Origin of the sequence: Segatella copri DSM 18205 (assembly GCF_025151535.1) — a bacterium.
Classification (GTDB): domain Bacteria; phylum Bacteroidota; class Bacteroidia; order Bacteroidales; family Bacteroidaceae; genus Prevotella; species Prevotella copri.
Window position 1 is genome coordinate 1721746 of record NZ_CP102288.1, and the last position, 12526, is coordinate 1734271.

A 12526-nucleotide genomic window follows, 5' to 3' on the forward strand; every position below is an offset into this window, starting at 1 on the left:
TCCTCATTACGAAGAGCGGGGATTTCTTTTTTTCTCGTCATATCTGTCTGAATAAGCCTCACGTAAACATGGAGTGAGGCTTACTATCGTTTTAAATGAAGCTTACTTCATTTTCTTTCTAGAACATTCTGCCGCCTGGACGACCACCGCCAAAACCGCCATTGAATGGACGGCCACTGAAGTTTGGACGACCACCAGGACCACTAGGACCTTCAGGTCCACCCCTATGGGCATCCTTGCCTCCGAAGAGATTCAGGCGGTAAATCACATGCAGCATCGCATAGCTGTTGATGGCATTATACTCCGTATCCGTACGGGATGTAGCAGAAATGGCACGAGAGAAGGTGCTCTGCTGGCGGAGAATATCGTAGAACTGCAGCATGATGGTAAGAGGCTTGCCCTTCAGGAAACCCTGAGAGAGCTGCGCATTCCATACAAACTCATCCGTATTCATGCTGCTGTCGCTATAACCGCGGCGGCTGCTGATAGAGAGGCTTGAGTTCAGACTGGTGCCCCAAGGCGCTGTAAGCGTCATGCTAGGACCATAAGAGAACTGCCAGGTATTGAGGTTGCTGTTAGGCTGCAACTTGTTTGTAGCATGGTTATAATTCAATGTTCCATCGAGCGAAAGCTCCAGCCAGTTGTTACGATAGCTGAAAGAGAGGCGCTCTCTCCAAGTAGTACTGCGGGTGGTATTCTTCTGTGAATCAGACTGCTTGTCGAGACTCAGATAACTCACATAGTTGTTGTAACCCAAGTAGGTGTCGGTATTCAAGTTCCATACACCAGCACTATCGATAGAGCAGTTGAACATAAAGGCTCCCATCACATTCCAGTTGCCATTGATATTCTCAGGTCGGGTGATTCTACCACCAGTCTTCTCATCGTAGGTCACCTTATTGCTGATGCTATTGTTGGTGGTTGAGAAGTTGATGAAAGTCATGACACCCTTGTTGTGGTTCTGCACGAAATTGTTGTAGAACAATCGGAAGTTCTGGGTGAACGATGGCTTCAAGCCAGGGTTACCCTTCGAGATGTTCAGCGGGTCGCTGTTATCCGTGATGTCAAGCAACTGAGAGATGCTTGGCTGCGCTGTGGTACCACGGTAGTTCACGCGCAGGTTGCTCATCTTGGAGAAGCGATAACGGAAATCGAGGGTTGGACTGAAATTGGTAACCGTGCGGACGGTATCCTTATGATTGCCCATATAATCGTAGATGAAGTTGGAGCGCTGTGGCTGAATCATTACACCGAAGTTGAGATTATATTTGCTTCGGATGAATCGCATCATTACCTGAATATCATGAGTATAGTTCTTATACTCAGAATACTTGCTCAAATCCTTATCCTTGTAATTATCAAGCTGACCGGCAAACGGATTCAGGTAACTATCCCAACCACGATATTCGTGATCGCCATTCATGGCATACTTGCTGAAATCGTAGGTGCTGCGGTCGCTCTTGGAGTAGCTGTAAGTAAACTTATAGCTGAACTGCAGGAAGGTAGCCTTCCAGAGTGGCTCACTATAGGTCAACTGGCCCGCATAACTGTAATTCTTCGAAGGAGTCAGGTTATAGCGGTTGGTCTGATAAGTAGAATCCTTACCCTCCGCTGTCTGTACGAGATAGAGCTTGGCGTTGTTGAGCGAGATGCTCTTGCTGTCATTATCCGTATATTTGGCATCCACACGGAAGGTGATGTTACGTCCCTTGTTGCCCAACTTGCGGTTCACCTGCAGCATACCCCTGATATTGTTATTATCAGAATAGGTGATTCCGTTAGTCAACTGACTGTTCACCATAGCCTCAGCCTTGTCCAACTCCTCAATACCTTCCTCAGAAAGAGGGTCTTTGGAGGTAATGGTATAAGGATCCTTGTTGTAAGAAGCCGACTGGCTGCCACTCAATCCATCGCTGGTACTCCAGGAGATGGAAGGACGGAAGAGGATATTGGTCATGGAATCAGGCATCCATTCCAAGCGGATGTTGCCATTCCAGCTGTTGCTGCGGGAGAAATTCTGAGTCAAGCTGTTGCTGAACGAAGAGCTGCTACCCATGAAGTTCTCGCTGGAACGACGGCTCCAAATATCGCCATCGCTGTGATTCCAGCGAAGTGAAGTATTGAACTTGAATTTATCTTTCAGTTCATAATTATAGTTAGCACCTATCATCTTGCTGGCATTCAAACCGTTAGCACCTCCGAAACCTCTACCGGGGCCACCGCCTCCGAAACCACGGTCGCTGGTGTTATTGGCATTGGCAAAGAGCATGAATCGGTTGTTATCATTGAAATAACCTCCCATGCCACGCATATTGTAGCGGCTCTTGTTGCCCACACCCAGGTCGATATTGGAAATCAGACCCTTGTTCATACCCTTCTTGACACCGAAGTCGAGCACGGTCTGCTCCTCGCCATCATCAATACCGGTCACCTTAGAGAGATCACTCTTCTCATCGTATGCCTTGATTTTCTCGATGATGCTGGTAGGCAGGTTCTTCAGGGCAGTCTTGGTATCACCCGTCATAAACTCCTTACCGTCTACCAGAATCTTCTTTACTTCCTTACCATTAATCTTGATGGTACCGTCATCGCTCACCTCTGCACCCGGCAGACGCTTTACGAGTTCCTCTACTACAGAGCCTTCCGGTGTGCGATAGGCTGAAGAATTGTACACGAAAGTATCCTCCTTCAGGGTTACCTTCTGAGCCATGGCTGTTACCACTGCGCCTTTCAGCATGATAGCCTCAGCACCCAGCACAATCTTACCCATAGCCAGATCCTTGTTATCAGAAATTTGGATACGCTTCACAGTAGACTTGTATCCTACGCTCGAAATCTTGAGCAGATACTTGCCATTAGCCGGAGCGGTGACATGAAAGAGTCCGTTCTCATTACTGATGGCACCAGCCACATACGTGCTGTCGCTCTTAAGCAATTGAATAGTTACCTGCTCAATGGCCTCCTTGGTATCGCGGTCGGTAATCTGACCGGATATCAGTCGCTGTTGAGCAAAGGATGCTATTGCCATCAACAGCAGCAGCATCGTCAGAATCGATTTTTTCATTCTTATTTTTAATTTGTTATTATTTCCAACTATGAGTGTTTTCACACATAATCGCTATGATATTCTATTATCATTTTTTGTTACTCGATTGTTTTGACGCGTTAAATACCCCAAGGTTTAATTCATTATGAGATAAAAAACGCAAATTTAGCAACTTTTTTTTTGTATTGTCTCCATTTTAGTGTATCTTTGCACAAAAATTAATACGTTAGAATGTTATGGAACAAAGAGTAATCATATCAACCCAACTGGAAAGCGAACTGGTAAGTGCACTTTCTGAGTGTGAGCACGACAAGCTTTTTGTGCTTACTGATACTACGACATTGGAACTATGCATGCCTGTATTGCAGAATTTTTACTGCATGAAGGAAGCCCATATCATCACTATACCGGCTACCGATAGCCATAAAGACATCGAAAGTCTGATGATGGTATGGAAAGGACTGCAGGAGGGAGGAGCTTCACGCCACTCCTGTATGATTAATCTGGGCGGCGGTATGGTAACCGACCTGGGTGGCTTTGCTGCCAGCACTTTTAAGAGAGGTATCAACTTTATCAATATCCCTACCACCCTGCTGGCTATGGTAGATGCATCGGTAGGTGGAAAGACAGGCATCAACTTCGGTGGACTGAAGAACGAAGTAGGTGTGTTCAACGATTCTAAGTTCGTTATTCTCGATACAGAATTCTTAAAGACGCTCGATGCAGAAAACATCTGTTCGGGCTATGCAGAGATGCTGAAACACGGTCTGATTTCTACAGAAGCCATGTGGGAAGAACTGGTCAGTTTCGACCTCGACAAGCCTGATTTGAAGCAGTTGCAGCGCATGGTAGGCGACAGCGTGAAGGTAAAGGAGCGCATTGTAGAGCAGGATCCTCACGAGCAGGGCATCCGCAAGGCACTGAACCTGGGCCATACTTTCGGTCATGCATTCGAGAGTTGGGCATTGAAGCGCAAGCCTATCCTGCATGGTTACGCAGTGGCATTCGGTCTGATTCCAGAACTCTATCTGAGTGTTGCCAAAACCGGATTCCCTACTGAGAAGATGCGCCAGACCGTAAACTTCATCAAGGAATTCTATGGTACACTGGATATTACCTGCGATGACTATGATGAACTCATCGAGCTGATGCACCATGACAAGAAGAACCAGAATGGCATCATCAACTTCACGATGCTGGGCGGCATAGGCGATATCCGTATCAACCAGACAGCTACGACAGAAGAGATCAAGGAAGCACTTGACTTCTTCAGAGAAGGATAATTCAGCTAAGGAATCTTTCTTCAGAGAATCCCTTTAAAGAAAGATAGAGCGCTTCGGCTTTCCGGTTTCGGTAAGCGGGAGATGCTCTACATGAAGGAATTCCCTTGGAATCCAATATTTATGATCAGATAAGAGGCGGCGAACAGTCGCCTCCACTTTTTCTATCTCCTCATCTTCCGTCAGGAGGACTGCAATCTCTCCAAACTTCCCGTCTTTCTTCTTGGCTATCATGAAAGGTTTTTCAAGATAAGGCTTCAACAGAGCCTCAACCTCTTCTATCTGAATCTTGATGCCTCCGCTGCAAATCACATTGTCTTTTCTGCCTTTGATGCGAAAACGGAGTTTTTCCACCTTATTATATATATAGGATTCTATTTCCACAATATCGTTCGTTACCAGGGGCTCAGCACAGACCTGCGGAGCATCTATTACCAGACATCCTTCATCGGTCTGACTGATTCTGACACTATCGAAAGGCTGGTACCATTCGCTGGCCTCAGCACCGTTAATTCTTCTCAGGGCAATATGCGAGAGCGTTTCGGTCATTCCGTAGGTACTCCAGATGGCAACATCGCCGGGAAGAGCCTTCAGTTTCTGTTCGAGAGCCTCATCTATGGCTCCGCCACCGATAATAAGATGCCTGATGCAGCAGAGACGAGCCCGCTCTTCAGGAACCTGCAGGGTGTTATAAACCTGCATCGGGACCATCGCAGCGAAGGTAATCTCTTCATTTACATCTTTCAAAGGATGCCCACTTGGGCAAACAGAAATAAGATGGAGATGGCGCTCTATACTCCGCACCACCACCATCTTACCTGCAATATAATCGAGCGACATGCAGAGCAGGGCGCTATCACCAGGTTTCAATCCCAGGAAATCACAAGTGATGCGGGCCGAGTTGAGCATTCGCTTCTTCTCTACCATCATCGGCTTGGGCTTGCCTGTAGAACCACTTGTATGAACAAGCACCCGGTCGCTACCGTTATTCCATTCTGAAAGGAATTCTTCTAAAGTCATTTTACTACAAACAATTTGTCACCACGAATCTCCAAAGGCATCGGTATATTATCAGTAAAGAGCTGTCCGGTGCCCAAGCCTTGCGGCATCTTGACATTAGGACCATATACTTTAGCTGCATAATGAGCAATAGCATTCAGACCGATATTACTCTCAAGAGCAGAAGTAATCCAACTGCCGATACCACGCTGGTTAGCCAGTTCTATCCACTCGTTGCATCCATAGATGCCACCATGAAGAGAAGGCTTCAAGATGATATATTGTGGACGAATGGTATCGAGCAAAGCCTCTTTCATGCTTCTCACATTCACACCAATCAACTCCTCGTCCAGAGCGATAGGAAGCGGTGTTTCGCGACAGAGCTGAGCCATCTTAGGCCACTGATGCTGCTTGATAGGCTGCTCAATCGAATGAATGTCATATTTAGCCAAAGCCTCCAGCTGACTCATTGCATTCTCCGGCAAAAAGCCGCCATTGGCATCTACACGCAACTCAACCTGCTCCTTGTTATACACATCACGGATGCGCTTGATGAGATCGAGTTCCTTGAAGAATTCGATGGCACCGATCTTCAGTTTCACGCAATGGAAACCCGCCTGGAGCTTCTCCTCCAACCGTGCCAGCATCTCCTCATAGGTTCCCATCCACACCAATCCGTTAATTGTAATACCTTCTTCACCTCTTCCGAAAGGAGAATTGAAGAGATCTGTCAGGTTCTCCATTCCGGCTGGAACAGAAACTCCTTTCTGCTTCAACATTTCAGAAGAAGATGCTCCTTCAGCAGGAACAATCTCCAAAAACTTCTTCGCTGCATCGAAGAACGAAGCGAAGGCTGTTTCGAGACCGAAAGTAATGCTTGGGTAAGCACGAATCATATCGTATGGAATGCGTCCCATTTGCTCCACCATCTGACAAACCTGTCGCAGGGTCATCTCATATTCCGGTTTGGCATCGCAACTGAGATCAGGGAGCGTAGCACACTCTCCCACTCCCTCTACTCCCGGCAATTCATCCGATGTGAGAGTGAGATAATAACTGTGTCTCGTGGTATATACGCCACGAGATGTGCCTGCCGGCTGCTTGAAGTGGAGCGTGCGCTCCGAGATTTCTATCTTATACATGATTTCTTAAAATTCTGAATGTTGGGGAATTATCTGAAGTTAAAGAAGTTATCACTCCCTACGGTCGTTCGGGAAGTTAAGAGACAATAGTTTTCAGGGGCAAGACGCAGGACATTTGTCCCTTAACTTCCCACTAACTTCCCTTAACTTCCCACAAACTTCCCATCAGCGAAACTTCACTTCTACTTTTTCTGTTTCAATTCATACAGATCCTTGCGGCGGTCGCGAAGATTTCTTACAGCACCGTAGGTATGAAGCTCATTCAAGAGATTCAGGTCAACATCTGATACGAGAATCATCTCGGTATTAGGTGTTGCCTCTGAACGCTTGCCATCGTTAGGGAAAGCAAAGTCGCAAGGGGTGAACACGGCGCTCTGGGCATACTGGATATCCATGTTGTGAACACGTGGCAGGTTGCCCACACTACCCGCAATGGCTACATAGCACTCGTTCTCGATAGCACGCGCCTGTGCACAGACTCTTACTCGGGAGTAAGCATTCTGGGTATCGGTCATGAATGGAACGAAGAGAATCTGCATGCCATCCTCAGCCATTAATCTTGACAACTCAGGGAACTCCACATCATAGCAGATTACGATACCAATCTTACCGCAATCGGTATCGAAGGTCTGGATATGGCTACCACCACTCAATCCCCAGCACTTCTGCTCATCTGGTGTAACATGAATCTTCTCGTACATATCCACGCTACCATCTCTGCGGCAGAGGAAGCCCACATTATAGAGGGAATCGTCCTTGAGATAAGGCATACTACCCGTAATGATATTGATGTTGTAACTGATGGCCAACTCGCGGAAACGGTCACGGATTTCTTCGGTATACTGCGCCATCTTTCGGATGCTCTGCGCCTCACCCAAGTCGTTGAAACGAGCCATCAAAGGCGCATTGAAATACTCAGGGAAGAGGATAAAATCGCTCTTGTAATCGCTCACAGAATCAACGAAGAACTCAACCTGTTCGAAGAGGTCATCCACCGAAGCGTATGGGCGCATCTGCCACTGTACCAATCCGATTCTTACGGTTGGCTTTCTATCTACATAAGAATCCGTAGGTGGCTGATAATAGATGTTATCCCACTGCAAGAGGGTGGCGCAGTGTTCACTCTCCTCATCGCTAGGAAGATAGTTGCGGATTACGCGGCGCACGTGGAAATCATTGGAAAGCTGGAAGGTAAGAACCGGATCATAGATTTCACGGTTTCTTACATGCTCGATATACTCCTTAGGGCGCATCTTATCGGCATACTTGTGATAGTTTGGTATACGACCGCCAAACATGATAGCCTTCAAGTTGAGCTTCTCGCAGAGTTCCTTGCGATACTCATACATACGGCGAGCCAGGCGCAAACCACGATAATCAGGGTGGATAAATACCTCGATACCGTAAAGAATGTTTCCATTAGGATCGTGGGTATTGAAGGTTTCATTACCCGTAACCTGAGCATAGGTATGATCGCCCTTCACCATATTATAGTTAACGATGATAGAGAGCGCACAGCCCACAATCTTATCATCAACGATAATAACCACCTGTCCCTCAGGGAAGATAGTAATGAGTTTCTTAATCTGTTCTTTTGTCCAGAATACATCTGAGTCTGCGTAAATACGCCTAAATGACTTGGCAAGCTGATCATAATCCTCCATACGGAGGTTGCGCATGCCTACCTTTTCGATTTTTCGAGTTGGTTCCATAACAACTGTATTTTTATTATTATCTAAATCCGGGTGCAAAGATACAGCAAATTATAGATACGACAAAGAGTTTTCGCAAATAATTGACATTTACGAAAACTCTTTTCATGTATTTCAAACAAAGAGCGCGTTTACGCTTAAAATCAGATGCTAATATTTGGCATTTTCCTGTGGAATCGCTTTATCATGATCATCCAGATAAAACAACTTCACAGGATGATACTTCTCACTTGCCACAGAATATTCATCCTGGCGATAACGGGTCAGGATGCCTCCTATCCCCAACATCGTATGAAAAGCCGAAAGACTCGTCTGTACCTGTTGGGTACGATGACCAGACAAAGTTTTCAGTATTCCCGGATATTGTTTTCCATAACCATCTGATGTCCAGATGATGAAAGGAACATGCAGCTCATAATCAGATGCCTTCGGGGCGGCGTGCAGAAAGAGGCGACGATCATCATCAAAGATATTCTCTCCATGGTCGCTGGTATAGAGCATCGCCGATGTAGGTTGGCTATATACCCCATCCGTCTTTGCCTGAGTCTTCTCCCATTTCTGCAGACGTTCTACGATACCATGCAGGATATAATCGGTATACCGGATGGTATTATCGTATGCATTCAGCAGGTCACGCCGGTTCTCCGGCTTCGCTTCGCTCTTACTGTCAGGTTTAAAGAAGGCGAAATTACGGGGATAGCGCTCCTGGTAATTAAAGTGAGAACCATAAGTATGAAGTACCACGAAGAGTTTCCGATAACGGTATTGCTTGGATGAAGAAGCATCTGCCGCAGGCAATATCCCATCCAACTTCTGCAACAAATCACTATCATAATGATTATCTTTTGCAGAAGCACCTTCCTTCAGGAAGTAATGTTCATCAGCCTGTTCGCCAAGGAAATCAATAAAAGAATGATTAGGCAACTGATTGCTGATAAATACGGTATGAAATCCCGCCTCCCTGAAAGCAGCCAGGATACCTTTCTCATGAAAGAGACGTTCGAAATCCTCTGCTGATGCAGCCGACAGGAGCATAGGAACACTCTTATGCGTAGTATTACTCTGGGTTGTAGCATCGGGAAAAGCTATGATTCCAGGAGTCTTGGAAAGCAAAGGATTGGTATCGCGCGGATAGCCATAGAGACTGAAATTGTGGGCTCTCGCCGTCTCTCCCACCACCATCACATACACCTCGGGAGCCTCTGCATAGTGCTCGCTCCTGGCATCAAACCTGAAATTTCTGCTTGCCTCCCTGTAATTCTCTGAAGCCGCATAACGCTCGAAAGCAAGATAGAGATTATAGCAAACGTTAACAGGATAAAGCTGGTTGCGCAAGCGATAATCATCTACAGCCACATAGCAAGCCAGCAGACAGAATAAACCGACAGCAGCTATCTCCAAAGCCCAACAACGCACTCGATGCTGGAGTTGAACCACTATCATCCCTTTCTTGCTGATATTGACAATAGCCAGAACCAGCAAAGGAAGATAAACCACAAAAACACCCACCACAGCAGGCAACAGATTACCAAGTAGTTCCTTCACCTCGCCAGGATTGGTAGTTACAAGATTCAGAAACATATCTACCGCTATCACTCCCGTCCCGAAGAGATAAAGCAATACCAGTTGGAAGGCAGCGAAAAAAACAAAAAGAAAAGCCCACCAGATCATCTTACCCGGGCATCTGGTTAACGAAAAGAACCACATGTAGAGTGCCAAAGGCAGCAACACATTGGCACCACAAGCCCAAGGAGCCAGACATTCGGTATAGCACAGAGCTATATTAGGCAACAACAATGCTACCACAGCATACCCGTAAAGGAATGCGCCCGATGACACCTTATTATATATATCCTTATATATATCCGTAAAACTGTTCATTCTACTTTTTCATTAACACTTTAAAGAGCATTATCAAACTCCATAAAGAGCATTATTACTAAAACGCTTCATTGATATTGAAGAGAAAACCAGACTGCCCCGACTTACCGAATCCATAATCCAGACGTACATTCACATTCTTCTTAAATTCCCAGCGATAACCTACACCGGCATTCGGCAAAATCTGTTTAGAGCGCAATGCCGAGAATTTCGGGAAGATGGTTCCTGCTCCAACCCACACTACGATGCCATTACGCTTCCATACATGTTGGCGCAACTCAACCGTAGCTTCCAGAGAATGTTTATCGCGATAACGGCCTTCATAATAGCCACGCATGGAATGAGTACCACCCAATTCAGCCATCATTCCCCACGAAGGATTACCAAAGTTGAGGTTAGCCCTAATGTCTTCGGCAAGAACCGTACCCTTACCCAGTCGCTGATAGGCATCAAAACGAAATGCCGTCGTACTGAAAGCATAATCATTTCCCATAAATCCAGGTCTGAACATCTGATTGATATTCAGAAAGATACCACGATGTGGATTCGTAAGATTATCTCTGTTATCATATACCAGAGAAACGCCAGCTCCTACATTCCAAGTATGCTGATCCATGCCTTGCAGTAATTCCGGACGCTCAATATGTTTACCTATTACATAGTCATAACTCGCCATCGGCCCGATATAGAAATTATCTGCTACACGAAACAGGAAGCTAACTTCAGCCTGAGCCTGCCAACGCTTCATGTCACTCTTATTGGCATCGTTATCGCCCATCTCATAGCCTATTCCCCAAAAATCAGAGGGAAAAGAATAGAAATAAAGGTGATAATCGATGCGATATCTTCCTTTAGGAGCAATATGGTTACCACGGACACCCAACATATAGAAACCTACAGAACTGACATCACCATAAAGCGAGACATTAGAAGGAGGAAGAATACTGTCATTCGGATCAGTACGGTATAGTCCTGCTGCCACCAATCCCAATCCAAACTTGGTATTAGAGGCATAATGAGGGCCACCTATCACACTAAAATCGAAACGCTTATGCTTCTTGTTTTTGTTGGAATCATTAAAGTAGTCAAGAATCCGGTTCACCCATGATTTCCCGGCATGTAAAGCCATCGTATCCACCTGCTCTGCAGATGAGATACTATCGGTTACAGAAGGCTCAGAGGCATAGCTGCCCAATGCCAACATCATAATAAGTATTGTCAGAATATGCTTCATTCTGTTGATTTTATTATTTTAATACACTAATGCTACATTATCAATCCACAAGGTATTGCCTGGAGTTCCGATATAGGCTCCACCATCGGATGAGGAGAACTGAAGAATCAGATGAGTAGGTGTTTCGTTAGCACTCGCCCATCCTACTTCTTTTACCGGCACACTCTTACCCTTGCTGTTACGGGCATAGTCAGTGGATCGCAGTCCCATAGTAGCAGCCTGATAACCTGCCATGTGGCGGATATCGCCATAATGGATTGTATAGGTAGCATCTTCCACCCATCTATCGGTACTCTTTCCGAATCTGACTACCATCGTACCCACACGTTTAGCTGTTATATTTCCCTTAGCATCTTCATGCCGTTTCTGCAGATAGAGCACAGCTATAGCATGATCTCGACCTGCAACCGTAGAGGCTCCGCTAAATCCATTCTGCTTGATACGATTGGCTGCATGAGGAAAAGAAGTCTTATAATCAAAGCGCAAAGCCTTAGGACGTGCGGTGAATGGTATACCCCAGTTGATGGCTTTAGGACCATCCTTGGTACTTGTTATCGGTTCACGAACATTACCCAGAAAGAGAGAACCGGCAGCCAAGACCTTGATATTGATGAGTCCCAGCACTTTTACTTTCTCAATATGGGTTACCAGTTTGGCACAATATCCACTACCATGTTTATCACGAAACACAGAGTTATTCGTCTTATAGATGCCCGATACATGTGCCAGGACATTAGAGGACCCCCAAGGCGAACCACCCTTATTGGTATAAGGAATATTACCATTGATAGTCATATTAGGTCCAACGGCATAAACTGTTTTCTGATTTCCTCCGATAATGCCTGATTCTTTGATATTCCTAATTACCCAGTGGTCCATATTACCATATTTAAAAGGAACCACCTTTTCCTGTCCCTTAACGGGAAGGCACGACAAGGTAGCAACCGCCATAACGATGCCTGATATTATTATTTTCTTCATATCTGTTTCTTTTATATATCATTAAGGCTGCAAAGATAGAAAAATATTTTCTAGTTTTCAGTTTTCTTCGACATAAAGCATAAAAAATTAAGAAATAATAATATATTTACTGCATTTTAATTGCCATAAAACAAAAAAGTCCTGCATTTGCTGTTATAAACAAATACAGGACTCCTGATTCAATATACAAAACAGAATCTCTTGCACCGATTACAATAGAGACATGCACCGGTTGCAATAGAAACATGTTC

Annotated in this window: 8 protein-coding genes; 1 reads left to right on the plus strand and 7 read right to left on the minus strand. The window is 45.4% G+C overall.

The window, feature by feature from the left end; genetic code table 11:
- Nucleotides 1–118 precede the first annotated feature (118 nt).
- Entirely contained in the window at nucleotides 119–3064 is a 2946-nt protein-coding gene (locus NQ544_RS07360) for a TonB-dependent receptor (RefSeq protein ID WP_040552885.1), read from the minus strand.
- A gap of 218 nt (nucleotides 3065–3282) precedes the next feature.
- Between NQ544_RS07360 and aroB the strand changes: the two genes are divergently transcribed.
- Nucleotides 3283–4329 carry a 3-dehydroquinate synthase gene (gene aroB / locus NQ544_RS07365; protein WP_006847291.1) on the plus strand — a complete coding sequence of 349 codons (1047 nt, stop codon included), beginning with the start codon at nucleotides 3283–3285 and terminating at the stop codon, nucleotides 4327–4329.
- Between the two features lie 33 nt (nucleotides 4330–4362).
- On the opposite strand, the gene NQ544_RS07370 is transcribed toward aroB, so the two are convergent.
- The 6 genes from NQ544_RS07370 to NQ544_RS07395 all read right to left on the minus strand — a co-directional run bounded on the left by NQ544_RS07370 (nucleotide 4363) and on the right by NQ544_RS07395 (nucleotide 12275).
- Nucleotides 4363–5346 (minus strand): AMP-binding protein, encoded by a 984-nt coding sequence (locus NQ544_RS07370; RefSeq protein ID WP_006847290.1) that lies wholly within the window; start codon nucleotides 5344–5346, stop codon nucleotides 4363–4365.
- Nucleotides 5343–6467 carry an o-succinylbenzoate synthase gene (locus NQ544_RS07375; protein ID WP_006847289.1) on the minus strand — a complete coding sequence of 375 codons (1125 nt, stop codon included), beginning with the start codon at nucleotides 6465–6467 and terminating at the stop codon, nucleotides 5343–5345. Before NQ544_RS07375 ends, NQ544_RS07370 begins: the two co-directional genes overlap by 4 nt.
- Before the next feature lie 182 nt (nucleotides 6468–6649).
- Nucleotides 6650–8179: a carbon-nitrogen hydrolase family protein gene (locus NQ544_RS07380; protein ID WP_006847288.1), complete on the minus strand. Its 1530-nt coding sequence runs from the start codon at nucleotides 8177–8179 to the stop codon at nucleotides 6650–6652.
- Nucleotides 8180–8329: 150 nt separating this feature from the next.
- On the minus strand, nucleotides 8330–10060 hold the full coding sequence (locus tag NQ544_RS07385) for a phosphoethanolamine transferase family protein (RefSeq protein WP_006847287.1): 1731 nt from the start codon (nucleotides 10058–10060) through the stop codon (nucleotides 8330–8332).
- 58 nt (nucleotides 10061–10118) lie between these two features.
- A complete protein-coding gene (locus NQ544_RS07390; RefSeq protein WP_006847286.1) occupies nucleotides 10119–11294 on the minus strand; it encodes a BamA/TamA family outer membrane protein in 1176 nt (391 codons plus the stop codon).
- Nucleotides 11295–11312: 18 nt separating this feature from the next.
- A complete protein-coding gene (locus NQ544_RS07395) occupies nucleotides 11313–12275 on the minus strand; it encodes a PCMD domain-containing protein (RefSeq protein ID WP_006847285.1) in 963 nt (320 codons plus the stop codon).
- Nucleotides 12276–12526 lie beyond the last annotated feature (251 nt).